The organism is Rahnella perminowiae (genome assembly GCF_019049755.1).
Classification (GTDB): Bacteria; Pseudomonadota; Gammaproteobacteria; order Enterobacterales; family Enterobacteriaceae; genus Rahnella; species Rahnella perminowiae.
The window spans coordinates 1-15,248 of sequence record NZ_JAFMOS010000529.1; the positions used below are offsets into that span (position 1 = coordinate 1).

Annotated in this window: 16 protein-coding genes and 2 tRNA genes; 10 read left to right on the top strand and 8 right to left on the bottom strand. The window is 51.4% G+C overall.

All coding sequences use genetic code 11. From position 1 onward, the window contains the following. Positions 1-62: 62 nt before the first annotated feature. Together J1785_RS11980 and J1785_RS11985 are read right to left on the bottom strand one after the other, a co-directional pair. Positions 63-139: transfer RNA gene (locus J1785_RS11980), tRNA-Met, on the bottom strand. 62 nt (positions 140-201) lie between these two features. Beyond that, positions 202-278: transfer RNA gene (locus J1785_RS11985), tRNA-Met, on the bottom strand. A gap of 220 nt (positions 279-498) precedes the next feature. Here J1785_RS11985 and mltA point away from each other — a divergent pair. Both mltA and tcdA read left to right on the top strand, forming a co-directional pair. Continuing rightward, the gene (gene mltA, locus J1785_RS11990) at positions 499-1,611 is read left to right on the top strand and encodes a murein transglycosylase A (RefSeq protein ID WP_129954958.1); all 1,113 of its coding nucleotides are present in this window, start codon (positions 499-501) and stop codon (positions 1,609-1,611) included. Between the two features lie 60 nt (positions 1,612-1,671). After that, positions 1,672-2,487, top strand: a complete 816-nt coding sequence (gene tcdA, locus J1785_RS11995) for a tRNA cyclic N6-threonylcarbamoyladenosine(37) synthase TcdA (protein WP_217219483.1) — start codon at positions 1,672-1,674, stop codon at positions 2,485-2,487. On the opposite strand, the gene csdE is transcribed toward tcdA, so the two are convergent. Continuing rightward, positions 2,475-2,909 carry a cysteine desulfurase sulfur acceptor subunit CsdE gene (gene csdE / locus J1785_RS12000; RefSeq protein WP_217137774.1) on the bottom strand — a complete coding sequence of 145 codons (435 nt, stop codon included), beginning with the start codon at positions 2,907-2,909 and terminating at the stop codon, positions 2,475-2,477. The genes tcdA and csdE overlap by 13 nt on opposite strands. Positions 2,910-2,931: 22 nt before the next feature. Beyond that, the gene (csdA, locus tag J1785_RS12005) at positions 2,932-4,137 is read right to left on the bottom strand and encodes a cysteine desulfurase CsdA (protein WP_129954961.1); all 1,206 of its coding nucleotides are present in this window, start codon (positions 4,135-4,137) and stop codon (positions 2,932-2,934) included. Between the two features lie 188 nt (positions 4,138-4,325). Between csdA and J1785_RS12010 the strand changes: the two genes are divergently transcribed. The 4 genes from J1785_RS12010 (at position 4,326) to rlmM (ending at position 7,539) form a co-directional block, all read left to right on the top strand. Next, complete coding sequence (locus tag J1785_RS12010) at positions 4,326-4,547, top strand: YgdI/YgdR family lipoprotein (protein WP_013574177.1); 222 nt, start codon at positions 4,326-4,328, stop codon at positions 4,545-4,547. Positions 4,548-5,030: 483 nt separating this feature from the next. Further along, on the top strand, positions 5,031-5,951 hold the full coding sequence (locus tag J1785_RS12015) for a transcriptional regulator GcvA (protein ID WP_129954962.1): 921 nt from the start codon (positions 5,031-5,033) through the stop codon (positions 5,949-5,951). Between the two features lie 93 nt (positions 5,952-6,044). Further along, the gene (locus tag J1785_RS12020; protein ID WP_129954963.1) at positions 6,045-6,440 is read left to right on the top strand and encodes a DUF423 domain-containing protein; all 396 of its coding nucleotides are present in this window, start codon (positions 6,045-6,047) and stop codon (positions 6,438-6,440) included. Beyond that, on the top strand, positions 6,433-7,539 hold the full coding sequence (gene rlmM / locus J1785_RS12025) for a 23S rRNA (cytidine(2498)-2'-O)-methyltransferase RlmM (protein ID WP_015696079.1): 1,107 nt from the start codon (positions 6,433-6,435) through the stop codon (positions 7,537-7,539). Before J1785_RS12020 ends, rlmM begins: the two co-directional genes overlap by 8 nt. A gap of 169 nt (positions 7,540-7,708) precedes the next feature. On the opposite strand, the gene xni is transcribed toward rlmM, so the two are convergent. The 3 genes from xni to queF all read right to left on the bottom strand — a co-directional run bounded on the left by xni (position 7,709) and on the right by queF (position 10,907). Further along, entirely contained in the window at positions 7,709-8,461 is a 753-nt protein-coding gene (gene xni / locus J1785_RS12030) for a flap endonuclease Xni (RefSeq protein WP_129954964.1), read from the bottom strand. Between the two features lie 66 nt (positions 8,462-8,527). Continuing rightward, positions 8,528-9,892 (bottom strand): nucleotide 5'-monophosphate nucleosidase PpnN, encoded by a 1,365-nt coding sequence (gene ppnN / locus J1785_RS12035; protein WP_129954965.1) that lies wholly within the window; start codon positions 9,890-9,892, stop codon positions 8,528-8,530. Positions 9,893-10,061: 169 nt separating this feature from the next. Next, the gene (gene queF / locus J1785_RS12040; RefSeq protein ID WP_217219484.1) at positions 10,062-10,907 is read right to left on the bottom strand and encodes an NADPH-dependent 7-cyano-7-deazaguanine reductase QueF; all 846 of its coding nucleotides are present in this window, start codon (positions 10,905-10,907) and stop codon (positions 10,062-10,064) included. A 77-nt stretch (positions 10,908-10,984) separates the two neighbouring features. Between queF and syd the strand changes: the two genes are divergently transcribed. Next, a complete protein-coding gene (gene syd, locus J1785_RS12045; protein ID WP_129954967.1) occupies positions 10,985-11,536 on the top strand; it encodes a SecY-interacting protein in 552 nt (183 codons plus the stop codon). A 660-nt stretch (positions 11,537-12,196) separates the two neighbouring features. On the opposite strand, the gene J1785_RS12050 is transcribed toward syd, so the two are convergent. Next, on the bottom strand, positions 12,197-13,435 hold the full coding sequence (locus tag J1785_RS12050) for an MFS transporter (protein ID WP_129954968.1): 1,239 nt from the start codon (positions 13,433-13,435) through the stop codon (positions 12,197-12,199). Between the two features lie 190 nt (positions 13,436-13,625). On the opposite strand from J1785_RS12050, the gene J1785_RS12055 reads away from it, so the two are divergent. Genes J1785_RS12055 through J1785_RS12065 form a run of 3 tightly spaced genes read left to right on the top strand, consistent with a single transcriptional unit; the run spans position 13,626 to position 15,213 of the window. After that, positions 13,626-13,940: a YqcC family protein gene (locus tag J1785_RS12055; RefSeq protein WP_129954969.1), complete on the top strand. Its 315-nt coding sequence runs from the start codon at positions 13,626-13,628 to the stop codon at positions 13,938-13,940. Between the two features lies 1 nt (position 13,941). Further along, the gene (gene truC / locus J1785_RS12060) at positions 13,942-14,721 is read left to right on the top strand and encodes a tRNA pseudouridine(65) synthase TruC (RefSeq protein WP_129992056.1); all 780 of its coding nucleotides are present in this window, start codon (positions 13,942-13,944) and stop codon (positions 14,719-14,721) included. Between the two features lie 42 nt (positions 14,722-14,763). Then, the gene (locus J1785_RS12065; protein WP_129954971.1) at positions 14,764-15,213 is read left to right on the top strand and encodes a flavodoxin; all 450 of its coding nucleotides are present in this window, start codon (positions 14,764-14,766) and stop codon (positions 15,211-15,213) included. The last annotated feature ends 35 nt before the right edge of the window (positions 15,214-15,248 follow it).

Consider the following 15,248-nt stretch of genomic DNA (forward strand, 5'->3'; position numbering starts at 1 on the left):
CTCTTACAGCTTTACTTCATCACCTTATCCGAACTGAGCATCTTCATGCATCGGTCTCGAATTGGTTGCGGGGGCCGGATTTGAACCGACGACCTTCGGGTTATGAGCCCGACGAGCTACCAGGCTGCTCCACCCCGCGTCCGTATACTGCTTTAATTCATCGTACAATTCAACTGAGCATTTTATGCATCGAAATCGAATTGGTTGCGGGGGCCGGATTTGAACCGACGACCTTCGGGTTATGAGCCCGACGAGCTACCAGGCTGCTCCACCCCGCGTCCGATGGAGGCGAACTATACTCCCCATGAGATTTCGTGCAACCCTTTTTTGAATTTATTCAAATAAAGCACTTAGTTGCTGGCTTTTTATCCACAAAATTGCCGTTTGATGTTCAATTTGGCTCAGTACACTTTTTTCGGCTGTGGCAATTCCTTTCTGATAGGGCGTTTGTTATCGTTTCGCCAGTCATTTTCCTGAAAGTAAGAGAGCGCGGCAATAATGAAAGGACGTTGGAGTAAATATCTGCTGGGTGGTTTGGTGTTAGCGGTGCTGGCGGGTTGTTCTTCGCGACCTACTGACCGGGGCCAGCAGTACAAAGATGGCCGTCTGGATAATGCACTCGAATATGTGAATGAGCCGAATGCCACAGGCAAACCAGTGAATGCGCTGGATTACTCTAATCAGGTCGCCGCGGTACAAATTGCCTCTTCTTCTTTATATGGTCGTAATAACACAACATTCCAGGCTGTCGAACAATGGCTGCGCTCCGGGGCTGATACCCGCAACCTTAGCCAGTACGGCATCAGCGCGTATCAGATGGAAGGTGCTGACAATTTTGGTAATGTGCAACTGACCGGCTATTACACGCCGGTGGTGCAGGCGCGCTACACCCGTCAGGGTGAATTCCAGTATCCGCTTTATCGTATGCCGCCAAAACGCGGCCGTCTGCCTGATCGTGCCTCAATTTATTCCGGTGCACTGAGCGATAACTACGTGGTTGCCTGGACTAATTCCCTGATGGATAACTTTATGATGGAAGTGCAGGGCAGCGGTTATGTCGATTACGGCGACGGGCGCCCGTTCATGTTCTTCGGATATGCCGGTAAAAACGGCCATGCCTACCGCAGCATCGGCAAAGTGTTGATTGATCGTGGGGAAGTGGCGCGCGAAAATATGTCGATGCAGGCGATCCGCCAGTGGGCGGACACCCACACACCGGCACAAGTGCGTGAATTGCTGGAGCAGAATCCGTCATTCGTTTTCTTCAAACCAGAGCCTTTTGCTCCGGTTCGTGGTGCCAGCGGTGTGCCGCTGATTGCCAAAGCCTCTGTGGCTTCTGACCGTTCACTGATCCCGGCAGGAACAACATTACTGGCGGAAGTGCCTGAGCTTAACGATAAAGGCAAGTTCACCGGTAAATATCATATGCGTCTGATGGTGGCACTGGATGTCGGTGGTGCGATTAAAGGACAACATTTCGATATGTATCAGGGAATTGGCCCTGATGCCGGGCATTCAGCCGGATTTTATAATCACTATGGTCGCGTCTGGGTGTTAAAATCAGCGCAGAACGGCAAGCCGCTGTTTACGGCATACGCGCCGTCCAACTAGTTTTCACCCGTTAATATTTCAAACGACAAAGTTTACGAACGCACTGAGGTTTATTTTTTCATGACAGCTACTTACTCCGACGCTTATCAGCAACGTTTTGGCGGAACTGCCCGGCTTTATGGTCAGCAATCGCTGGAGTTGTTCTCGCAGGCGCATGTCTGTGTGATCGGTATTGGCGGAGTGGGTTCCTGGGCGGCGGAAGCGCTGGCCCGCACCGGCATTGGCGCGATCACCTTGATTGATATGGATGATGTTTGCGTGACCAATACCAACCGTCAAATCCATGCGTTGCGTGAAAATGTCGGGCAGGCAAAAACGGAAATCATGGCACAGCGTATTCTGGCGATTAATCCGGAATGCAAAGTCACCTGTATCGATGATTTTATTACGCCCGGTAACGTGGCTGAGATGCTTGATCAGGGTTTTAGCTATGTGATTGATGCTATTGACAGCGTCCGGCCTAAAGCTGCGCTGCTGGCCTATTGCCGTCGTTTTAAAATCCCGGTGGTGACCACAGGCGGGGCGGGCGGACAAATTGATCCGACCCAAATTTCCGTGGTGGATCTGGCGAAAACAATTCAGGATCCGCTGGCGGCAAAACTGCGTGAACGTCTGAAAAATGATTTCAACGTGGTGAAGAACAGCAAAGGTAAGCTTGGGATCGACTGTGTATTTTCCAGCGAACCGCTGATGTACCCGCAGGCTGATGGCACAGTATGTGCTGCAAAGGCAAGCGCAGAAGGCGTTAAACGCATGGATTGCGCGTCTGGTTTCGGTGCTGCGACGATGGTGACCGCGACGTTTGGTTTTGTCGCGGTATCCCACGTACTGAAGAAAATGATGGCTAAAGCACAGCGTCAGGCTCAGGCAGCCTGACGGGCGAGGGTGATTACGCCTTCTGCCAGCGCATTAAGTCCGCTGGAACGGCTGGTACTGAGTTGCTCACGCAACCCCAATACATCAAATAGCATCAGCGGATCCCGCATCAGAATCTCTGCCGGCGTTTTACCTTCCACGGCAGTCAGCAGCACTGCCAGCAGACCTTTAACGATCCGCCCTTCGCTGTCGCCATAGAAATGCATCGTTCCATTCTCCGTTTTTTCTGCGCCCAGCCAGACACGGTTTTCGCAACCACTCAGCTCATTTTCGGGCGTTTTCAGCGATATATCCAGCGGCGGTAAAGATTTCGCCAGCAAAATTAACTGGCGGTAACGATCTTCCCACTGGCGGAATGACGCGAATTTTTCGGTCAGGGAGTTTTCGGTGATCTCATGGCCAAAAGGATGTGGCGCTAACATGGTATTCCTCAAAAAAAATGAATTAACCGGCTAACAGGTCGAGGGCATATTCTACCGCGCTGACCAGCCGCATAACGTCCTGTTCATTATTATACGGCGCAAATGAGGCCCGTAATGTTCCGCTGATGCCCAGAGCGTCCATCAATGGCTGGGCGCAATGCTGTCCGGCGCGCACGGCAATGGCCTGTTCAGCCAGCAATGCCACCAGATCGCTGTGATGCACACCGGCGATATCGAATGCCAGAACGGATGAATTTTGACAGCGGAAGCTGCGGAAACCGTCAATCTGTTTAAGTTGTTCTTCAGCCAGATTCGCCAGATTTTGCGTATATTTCTCCGCGGCGTGCAGATCAACGGTTGTTAACCATTTCAGGGCTGCTGACATGCCGATTACACCGGCAATGTTGGGCGTACCCGCTTCGAAGCGGTGAGGAACAGCCTGCGGGGTAAAACCGGTCATGGAGGCCTGAGTCAGCATTTTGCCGCCGCCTTGCCAGGGGGCCATATTCTCGAGTAATTCAGTTTTGCCATATAACACGCCGATGCCTGTCGGCCCGTACAGCTTATGGCCGGAGAAGGCGTAAAAGTCGATATCGAGTTGTTGTACGTCTGGCGGGCAATGAACAACGCCTTGCGCGCCATCGATCAGAACGACGGTGCCGTTAGCGTGTGCCAGCGCAATGGCGCGGGCTATATCGGGCATGCCACCGGTGACATTGGACATTTGCGTCAGTGCCAGCAGGCGGGATTTATTGTTCAGCAGGGCAGAGAGGGCGGTGATATCCGCAATACCGTGTTCATCCACCGGCAACGTAATCACCTGCGCCTGACACTGCTCAGCTACCATCAGCCACGGAATAAGGTTGGCGTGATGTTCAGCCTGACTGACAATAATTTCGTCGCCGGGCTGTAAACGCGGGCGCAGCCAGCCTTGCGCGACCATATTGACGGACTCTGTGGTCCCCCGCGTCCAGACGATATTTTCAGGACGCGGGGCGTTAATCCACTGCGCCACCAGCATTCTGGCCTGCTCGTAGTGATCTGTGAGGGTTTGTGCCGCATGATGCTGACTACGGTGAACGGTGGCTCCTTCCTGCGAGTAGAAATTCAGGGTGGCCTCGATCACCGCCTGTGGCTTCAGCGCCGTGGCAGCGCTGTCTAGATAACATTGTCCCTGAGACAGCGCAGGAAACTGTTGACGAAAATCCCGGGGGTTAAAATCAGTCATACGAAATCAGATCCTTCGGCCTGAGTGAAAGAATACAGTTTTATCTGTAATAGCCGCCGCTTATTCATTTTAGGAATGGTTACCTGGAAATTTATCAGAGGTTTGTTATGCTGAATTACGAAGACTAGAAGCATTAGCCTGGAGTCCTACCAGGAATTTGAAGCATATTAATCTGCAAGGAGTCTAAGATGAAGAAGATCGCCGCCGTAATTTCAGCTGCACTGCTGACGACAACACTTGCCGCCTGTTCGAGCAACTATGTGATGCATACCAATGATGGCCGTACCATTGTTGCTGAAGGCAAACCTAGCACGGACAGTGATACCGGTATGATCAGTTATACCGATGCGTATGGCAACAAGCAGCAGATCAATAAATCTGAAATCAAAGAAATGGCAGAAGGGAATTGATCCCTGACGTGAATACCTTGAACCAGTCGCTCAGGTAACCTCACACGTTGCTTTATGACAAAACCGGCCCCTCTTGCGATGAGGCCGGTTTTGTCACATTATGCGCTCGCCTTTGTACCGCATTGTGCTTTCTTTGCGGCCCTTTTGCAGTAAAAAGGGCAAAAAAAAGCACCGCAAATTGCGGTGCTAAAAAATCACTTTGGACAGACAGGGTAATGTACAGGAAGTGAAAAGTGAGTAGCATTTACGCTACGCGTCTGGATTGCCAGACAATTGCAAACACAACATCACAACCACAAGCCAAAAGTATCTCAGCATCCTCATACCAATTTACTTTTCGTTCCGGCTCAGGAAGTGGCGCCACTATAGGTTTTTGCCTGTACATCCTCAACGGACAAATTATAATGTCTCGGATTAAAAAAACTAATACCAAAACCTACGGACAGGCGTCCCGCTAACCGGCGAATAAGAAGTATCCATTCTATGTCAAAACGTTTACCGCCTCTGAACTCTTTGCGGGTATTTGATGCCGCAGCGCGCCACCTTAGTTTTACTAAGGCTGCCGAGGAATTATTTGTCACGCAAGCCGCGGTTAGCCACCAGATTAAGTCCCTTGAGGACTTTTTAGGGCTAAAGCTGTTTCGCCGACGCAATCGCTCTTTGTTACTGAGCGAAGAAGGGCAGAGTTATTATCTGGATATTAAAGAGATATTTTCTGCTCTCAATGAAGCCACGCGTAAACTTCAGGCACGCAGTGCCAAAGGCGCGCTGACCGTCAGTTTGCCGCCAAGTTTTGCGATTCAATGGCTGGTGCCACGGTTGTCTGGCTTTAACTCAGCTTATCCGGGCATTGATGTGCGTATCCAGGCAGTGGACCGTGAAGAAGATAAATTGGCCGACGATGTTGACGTCGCCATATTCCACGGTCGGGGTAACTGGCCGGGGCTGCGGGCAGAGCGATTGTATGCGGAATATTTACTGCCGGTCTGCTCCCCTTCATTGCTGATGGGGGATAATCCGCTGAAGGAACCCGCCGATTTAAGCCATCATACCTTGCTGCACGATGCTTCCCGTCGCGACTGGCTGGCGTACACCAAACAGCTTGGGTTACAACACGTGAACGTGCAGCAGGGACCTATCTTCAGCCACAGTGCGATGGTGGTTCAGGCTGCCGTCCACGGTCAGGGTATTGCGTTGGTCAATAATGTTATGGCGCAGACCGAAATTGAGGCCGGACGTCTGGTGTGTCCGTTCAGTGAAGTTTTAATCAGTAAAAATGCTTTTTATCTGGTTTGTCATGACAGTCAGGCAGAACTGGGTAAAATAGCCGCCTTTCGTCAGTGGATCCTCGCGCGTGCAGCCAGCGAGCAGGAAAAACTGCGCTTTCGTTTCGATCAGGCATGAGGCCTGATCGCCGGGGATAGAAACCGTGAGTCTGCTGATGAGATGGGTTAATCAGGATTTTCATCGGCAAATAACGATAACGGGTATCGCATAATGACCAGTCGTGCAATGTTGATTTTCGCCGCGATCAGCGGTTTTATTTACGTCGCTTTCGGTGCTTTTGGCGCACACGTATTGAGCCAGTCGCTTGGCGAAGCCGAAATGACGTGGATCCATACCGGCTTAACTTATCAAAGTATACATACGCTTGCGATAATGATTCTGGGTGTTGCGATGCAACGCCAGCGCAATGTGTGGTTCTACTGGAGCAGCGCCTTTTTAGCGCTGGGAACCGTTTTATTCAGCGGCAGCCTTTATTGCCTTGCGCTGTCACACCTCCGTTTATTCGTTTTTGTAACTCCGATTGGCGGTACCATGTTTCTGGTCGGTTGGATTTTGTTGTTGATCGGCGCATTGCGCCTGAAGAAAAAGGCCGAACGCCATGAATAAAGTTGCTCTCTACTGCCGTCAGGGTTTTGAAAAAGAATGCGCAGCAGAAATTACCGATAAAGCCGCAAAGATGGAAATCTTCGGTTTTGCCCGCGTCAAAGAAAACAGCGGTTATGTATTATTTGAATGTTATCAGCCTGATGATGCTGACCGCATCGCTAAAGAACTGCCTTTCCGTGAGCTGATTTTTGCCCGTCAGTTAATTGTGGTAGGTGAATTACTCAAAGATTTACCGCCGGAAGATCGTGTTTCTCCGATCGTCGGGATGGTCCAGAACGTGATCACCAACGGGGGAGAACTTCGCGTTGAAGTGCCGGATACTAATGAAAGTAAAGAGCTGACCAAGTTCTGTCGCAAACTGACGGTGCCGCTGCGTTCTGCGATGCGCGAATGCAAGGTTCTGGGCAAAAAAGAAAATGCGCTGCGTCCGGTCGTGCATGTGTTCTTTATCGCGCCGGGGTGCTGTTATGTGGGGTATTCCTACAGCAATAACAATTCACCGTTTTATATGGGTATCCCGCGCCTTAAGTTCCCTTCCGAAGCGCCAAGCCGCTCGACGCTGAAACTTGAAGAGGCTTTCCATGTCTTTATTCCGGCTGATGAGTGGGATGAACGGCTGGCAAGTGGCATGTACGCGGTCGATTTAGGGGCTTGTCCGGGCGGGTGGACCTATCAGCTGACACAACGCAGCATGATGGTCACGGCAGTCGACAACGGTCCGATGGCGCCAAGCCTGATGGAAACCGGTCAGGTTATTCATCTGCGTGAAGACGGCTTTCGTTATAAATCCACCAGTACCAAGAATTACTGGCTGGTGTGTGACATGGTCGAAAAACCGGCGAAAGTGGCTGCACTCATGTGTGACTGGCTGGTCAATGGCTGGTGTCGTGAGGCAATCTTCAATCTTAAGTTGCCGATGAAAAAGCGCTACGAAGAAGTCTCTAACATTCTTGAGCGCATCGACGAACGTCTGAAAGAAAATGGCGTGAATGCCGAGATCTTTGCGAAACAGCTTTATCACGATCGTGAAGAAGTCACCGTACATATCCGCCGTTTCTGGTCGGCTATTGGCGGGCGCCGCGACGAGCGTGATCGCTGATACTCGTCATACTTCGAGTTGCTGATGCGTTGGCTGCATGTGCTCACCCGAATCACTTACTCATGTAAGCTCATCGGGATTCACTTACTTGCTGCCTTCCTGCAACTCGAATTATTTTGAGTATCTGGTTATGGCGTTTCTTAATAAGAAGCGCCTTTTTACCCCCATTTTATGGCAGGCGCAGTTGCTGTAAGTTGCCGTCCAGGACGACGTCGGTTTGCAGCGTCGAAACCCGTTTGCAGGCATATGCCAGTTCACGATGCTCTTCAAGCTTGTTACGCCATTTTTCCGGCACACCCTCCAGATTGTCGTAAATCTCGTCCAGCGAACCGGTCTGTTTCAGTAATGTCACCGCTGTTTTCGGGCCAATTCCCGGTACACCCGGAATTTTACTGCTGCTGATCCCGGCGAGACCCCAGTAATCGGTGAGTTGCTGAGGCAATACGCCAAACGTATCCTGCACAAAAGGCATATCCAGCCAGCGTTTCTGAAAGTAATCGCGGATCTGAATATTCGGTGCCAGCAGCTGGCAATAGCCTTTATCAGTTGAAACGATGGTGACCTGATGGCCACCGGATGACACTTTGACTGCAAGCGTTGCCGCCAGATCGTCCGCTTCATTACCCGCAGAATGCCAGCAGGCGATCCCCTGCGCTTCAAAACCGGCCTTCAGACTGGGCATTTCCGCAAACAGGTTATCGGGCATCGGTGAGCGCCCGGCTTTGTAGTCTGGCAGACACTGATGACGCCAGCTGTCTGCCCGGTCATCTTCGTCAAATACGGCCACGGCATGTGTGGGCTGTGTATGCTGAATCAGCTGGCCGATGGCGTTTTGGCATGTCATCAGACAAGGCGACCCCTGAACCGCATGAATACGGCGGATCAGGTTCAGGGCATCGATAATCAGCAGATGTATAGCCATGATAATCTCCATAATAAAGGCGACTCACGTCGCCCTTAGATCTGCTTTCGAAGTGTGGCCGGTAAATCAGGCACAAATCTCATAGCAAGGAATATAGGCGCTGCCCGGCAATTTCATGCGGTGCTGTGCGACGAAACCTTGCAGCAGGCTGTCCATTTTTTTCATTAATGCCGGATCGCCGTGCAGCTTGAAGCGGCCGTGTTTTTCGATAGCCTGAATTCCAAATTCTTTCACGTTACCCGCCACAATACCGGAGAAGGCGCGGCGCAGTGCAGCGGCCAGTTCCTGCGGTGGCTGGTTCGGATAAAGATTCAGGTTCGCCATGTTTTCATGGTTTGGCTCGAACGGATGCTGCAAATCGGGCGCAATGCGAATCGACCAGTTGAAACTGTAGGCATCACCGCTGTTACGACGGTTTTCTTTCACCAGCGGCATGGCGCGTTTCATCTGGCGGGCGACTTCTGTCGGATCGTCGATGATGATGGTGTAGAACTTGCAGGCCTCTTCACCCAGCGTTTCTTTAATGAAGGCATCGAGAACGTGGAAGTAATCGGCGCTTTCTTTCGGACCGGTGAGGATCAGCGGTAAAACCTGATCGCTATTTTCCGGATCCATCAGAATACCAAGCAGATACAGCAATTCCTCAGCGGTACCTACACCGCCCGGGAAGATAATGATCCCGTGGGCAATACGGACGAACGCCTCAAGCCGTTTTTCGATATCCGGCATGATGATCAGTTCGTTGACCAGGGGGTTGGGTGGCTCAGCGGCAATAATCGACGGCTCTGTCATGCCAATAAAACGGCCCGCTTTGTAGCGTTGTTGAGCATGGCCGACGGCAGCACCTTTCATCGGTGCTTCCATTGCGCCCGGACCACAGCCGGTACAAATATTCAGTTCGCGCAAACCCAGCTGACTGCCGACGTTGCGGGCATACTGATATTCAATTTCATTGATTGAGTGTCCGCCCCAGCACACCACCATGTTCGGATCTTCATCCAGATGCAGGGCGCGGGCGTTGCGTAAGATAGAGAACACCAGGTTGGTCAGGTGCGCTGAATTTTCAGTATTCAGGTTCTGAAAACGACCGGCATTGTCGATTTGCCCGCTCACGAACAGGATATCCCGCAGGACCGCAAACAGATTGGCCTGGAGTGAGCGGATAATCCTGCCATCAACAAAAGCGTCTTCCGGCGGGTTTACCAGTTCGAGTTTTACGCCACGCTCTCTGCGCAGCACATTGATATCAAAGCTTTCGTAACGGTCGAGAAGTTCTTTACTGCTGTCAGTCTGGCTGCCGCTGTTAAGCACGGCCAGTGAACAATTTCTGAAAAGACGGTAGAGGTCGCTGCTCGCTGTACGTTTGAGCATGTCAACTTCCAGCTGTGACAACAAATCCATTGAGCCTAACGGGCTGATATGTGTAATCAAAGTTGCTCCTTGACACCAACGGGTGCAGTGATTCTTTCTGCTACCTGATTGCGACGCATGATTTTCGGATCATGTTTTTTGCGCCGTATGCGATTTAACAGTAACCCCGCCATCAGGCTTTTACCAATGCTGACAGAGCGTTAGCTCAGTTCTTGAGCAACGTCTCGCATTATTGTCTGACAAGTCTTGCCGTTGCAGGTTCAAACGGGAAGTTGGATCTCCATGGATTGATGTCCAGACCGCCGCGGCGTGTATAGCGCGCATAAACGGCAAGCTTTTCCGGCTGGCAGAAACGCAGCAGATCATTGAAGATGCGTTCAACGCACTGTTCGTGAAATTCGTTATGATGGCGGAAAGAAACCAGGTAACGCAGTAGTGCTTCACGATCAATTTTCTGGCCACGATAGTGGATCTGAACGGAACCCCAGTCAGGCTGATGGGTGATCAGACAGTTGGATTTCAGCAAATGGCTGACCAGCGATTCCTCAACCATCTCGTCGCCTTTGGCACCGGCCAGATAATCGGTGCTGAACTCATAGCTGTCGATTTCAATGTCCTGTTCATCAATGCAAACACCGTCAAAATGTCCGACAGGTGAACCTTCAATCTCAGACAGGCGGCTGACGGTTACCGTGGCTTCGCCTTGCGCGCAGGCACTTAAATCACGAGTCAGTGTTTCCTGCACCGCCTGCCAGTCCGGGAAAACGGTCTGATTGAAACTGTTCAGATAGAGTTTGAAACTTTTGGATTCGATCAGATTCTGACTGTTGGCATTCAGACTGATTTCACCCACGGCAACCTGCGGCAGGCCTTTGGCATTCAGCCAGGACAATTCATATAGCGTCCAGATATCTGCGCCATGAAAGGGTAAGTTATCCGGATAGAGGCCCAGCGGCTCCCGGTTCATGCTGCGCGGAACAGCCTGCAATAAAGAGGCGTCGTACTGATCGACATAAGCCGTGCTTTTGCCCAGCGTCAGTTGCGCCAGTGCGGGGTTATCCTGATATGAGGGCATGCTGTCACCTTACGAAATAGGTACAATAGAAAATAATCCCCTAGTTTACCCCAGCCTTACCGGAAGATGAGAGAATTATGGAGTCTGAAGTTTCTGTAGCATTGCGAGGATTTACTCAGCGTTATGTCGAACTCTGGCAGGAGGAAACCGGCATGCCACCCGCCAGCGAAGCCCTTTTTGGTGTTGATTCGCCGTGCGTGATCAAAACCGAAGATGAAAAAGTTTTCTGGCTGACGCAGACATTTACACCTGACGCGACGTTGCAAAATGTGGAGCGGGCGCTGGAGTTACAACTGCGTTCTGAGGCTCATGAGTTTTACACAACGCAGTATGCAGGGGATATGGCCGCCAGCTGGCAGGGAAATCCGCTGACGCTGTTGCAGGTCTGGAGCCAGGAAGATTTCACCCGTTTGCAGGAAAATCTGATCGGGCATCTGGTTACCCAAAAGCGGCTGAAACTGACGCCAACAGTTTTCCTGGCGACTACAGATTCCGAGCTGGATATGGTGTCGTTATGCAATGTGACCGGTAATGTCGTGCTGGAACAGTTCGGCAGTAAAAAACGAACGCTGCTCTCGCCATCGCTATCAGAATTCCTTACAATGCTGACCCCGGTTTATCCCGCCTGATCATGATCTGAAACTCCGCCCCGCAGAGCATAAATGGCTCACAAGCGTGTGAGAGATATCTCACAAAGCCTGTAAGAGATCTCGTTAATTTGACTTAGTAAGTTTGCGATAAAAATACTTATAATTTTTATAATCAATAAGTTAAAAGCAGAATCGTTTGTAGCATGGCTTACCTGGCCTGATTTTGGCTTACAGCCTGTCTTGCCCGGAAGCGCGAAATCAACGATTCTAGTTGTGCACTAAGGAAGCATGAAGCAGAACATCAGGATGATGGCTGATTCATAAAAGAAGGGGACGGCTCAGGAAGAGTCAGGACGGCATCGGATTATGCCAGGATGTTTCAGGACGAAACCAGGGACACCTCCAGGACGGAGAAGAGAGCTCACAAAGGAAGCTGAGCGGGTCACAGATGACCAAGGGACTTTAGTCAGGATGATTTAGGATAGCCCGTCAGGATGAAAGTGGGACGATGCAAAGGATAGCCGGTTAGGATAACCACAGGAAAAGTTTTCAGGGATTGAGCAGGGAGCACTGAGGTAGCTGGATTGCTATAAAACGAACCGGGGGCACTGTGAAAACAGTGCCCCCAACTTTTTAATGATAGATATAGATATTGCCTCGTTAAACGCTTCTATTCCGCCGGAAGCGCCAGCCACTGACTCAGCCAATCGCCCCTAACACATCATCCTGCCCCTGTTTTTTCGGCAGCAGAAATAGGGTGGCAAAAATATCCAGCAGATAAATCGCCGCCAGCAACGTAATTGCTGCGGTAAATGACACCTGTGCTACGAGTATTCCGATCACCAGCGGGCCAAAACCGCCGACGCCGCGCCCGAGATTAAATAACAGATTCTGCGCCGTCGCCCTGACACGCACCGGATAGAGATCGGAAATAAGGCCGCCGTAACCCCCAATCATGCCATTCACGAACATCCCCATCAGCGCACCTGCGAACAACATCAGCGTCGGGTCAGTTAACTGTGCGTAACATAACACCATCACAACAGCGCCAATCTGATAAATCAGAAAGATTTTCCAGCGAGGGAAACGGTCGGACAGCATGCCGAACAGCCAGATGCCGAAGGTCATACCGACAACGGTCACAGCAGTCCACAGCCCAGATTTGGTCAGTGAGAAGCCAAAGTTTTTCGACAGATAACTTGGCATCCAGATCATCAGACCGTAATAACCAAAGTTCTGAACAGAACATAAGATCAGAATGCCGATGCTGGCTTTGGTGGTGGCTTTATCACGGAACAGTAGCCTGATACGGCTAAACAGCGTGCCGTCGTTGCGGGTCTGGGCGTTTTTTACAAAGGCTTCCGGTTCGCCCATTGTACGGCGTATGAGGAAAGAGGCCAGTGCCGGCAGCAGACCGACCAGGAACATGCCACGCCAGCCGATAATCCCGAGCAGCAGTGGCGTCAGGAAGGCTGCCATTAACACGCCCAGTTGCCAGCCCATACCCACGTAAGCCGAGGCGCGGTTACGCTTTTCAGCGGGCCAGGCTTCTGCAATCAGCGCCATGCCAATACCAAATTCGCCACCCAGCCCGACACCGGCCAATGTGCGATAGACCAGCAAATCCCAGTAGCCTTGTGCGAAAGCGCATAAACCGGTGAACAGGGAGAACATCCCAATGGTGAAGGTCAGTACACGGATGCGGCCGAAACGATCGCTGATTGGCCCGAAAATCACGCCGCCAAGTACGGCGCCAATCAGGGTCCAGGTGACCAGTGAACCACTTTGTGAGGACGACAGGCTAAATTCGTGAGTGATGGCCGGGAGCATGAAGCCGAGGATCAGTAAATCGAAACCATCCATGGCGTACCCGGTCACGGAGGCCAGCATCGCTTTGGCGGGTGTTGCATGGGCTTTCTGAGTGTGTTGTGCGGACATGTGGACACATCTGTAAAGAAAAAAGTGGCGGTAGTTTGCCCGTATCGGGCGTTTATCGCTACCACGAAAAACTTATGGCTGAATAGTTAAATTGGTTACGATGCAGAAAGTTGGGGCATCAGTCCTTCAATGTTATGCTTTGCGCCGCCCGGCGTAGGCTGCCCGGGGCCATGAACGAAGAGAGGCATTGATGAATACAGAAAACCAGGTTCGCCAGATTTTAGAAGATATCGAACAGGTCATGCGTGATGATAAATTGTGGCATGCCACGCCGCCGGAAGCGGAAGCCTTTGAAAGCAAAGAACCGTTTTCAGTGGATACCCTGTCTGCTGAACAATGGCTGCAATGGGTACTGGTTCCCCGTATGTACGCGTTGCTTGAGGCCCAGGCGCCCTTGCCAACCCGTTTTGCTATCACCCCTTATTTTGAAGTGGCAATGCCTGAAGCAATACGTTTGCTGGCTCAGTTGCAACGCCTCGACGATTTGCTGAACATAGAAGACTGACATGCTGGAAATTTTGTATCAGGACGAATATCTGATCGCAGTGAATAAACCGGCGGGCATGTTGGTGCACCGCAGCTGGCTGGATCGCCATGAAACGGTGTTTGTGATGCAAACATTGCGTGATCAGATTGGTCAGCATGTGTTTACGGTTCACCGGCTGGATAAGCCGACATCCGGTGTGTTGCTGCTGGCGCTGTCCAGCGAGGTGGCGCGTTTGCTGTCTCAGCAGTTTGAAAATAATCAGATGAGCAAGGTATATCACGCGGTGGTTCGCGGATATGTGCCGCAAGACGGTACGCTCGATTACGCGCTGACTGAAGAGCTTGATAAAATCGCTGATAAATTTGCCAGTCCGGATAAAGCGCCACAGCCTGCCGTCACGCATTATCGCGTCCTGGCTCAGGTTGAAATGCCGGTGGCTATCGGTCGTTACGATACGGCGCGTTATAGCCTGGTAGAACTGAAACCGGAAACCGGTCGCAAGCATCAGTTGCGCCGGCATATGTCGCATTTGCGCCACCCGATTATCGGTGACAGCGCGCACGGAGATTTAAAGCAAAACCGTGGCATGGCGCAGCATTTTGGTTGTTCAGGACTGATGCTGCACGCCAGCCATATGCAACTGCCGCATCCGGTGACCGGAGAATTATTGTCATTACATGCGCGCTGGGATCATCGCTGGCAAAATGTGGTGACGCAGTTTGGCTGGCAGGGAAAAATCCCTCAGCTTGAAAGGGTTGAGTTTGCGGAAACTTACGGTCAGGATAGTCCACAAATTTAAGTCCTTTGATTGAAATATTGGCCTCACACAGGAGTGAATCCCATGGCAGAAGTCGGAATTTTTGTCGGTACGGTATACGGCAATGCGTTACTGGTGGCAGAAGAAGCGGAAACCGTGCTGAAAGGCCAGGGGCATGAGGTGAAATTGTTCGAGGAAGGCACGCTGGAAGCCTGGCAGTATTATCGCCATCATTTTGTGCTGATTGTGACGTCCACTACCGGTCAGGGCGATTTACCGGACAATATCGCGCCGTTATATGTTGCCATCCGCGATACTGTCGGTTATCAGCCGGAGTTGCGTTACGGTATGATTGCGCTGGGTGATATCAGCTACGATCATTTCTGTGGTGGCGGGCATAAACTGGATGATTTATTGCAGGAGCAGGGTGCGTCGCGCATTGGCGAAATGCTGGAAATTGATGCGATGGAAACTGCAGAGCCGGAAACCGTTGCGATTCCGTGGGTGGAAAAATGGGGACAGTTGCTTAAATAACGTCACGCCCTGACGTATTCTCCGCACCCTCAAAA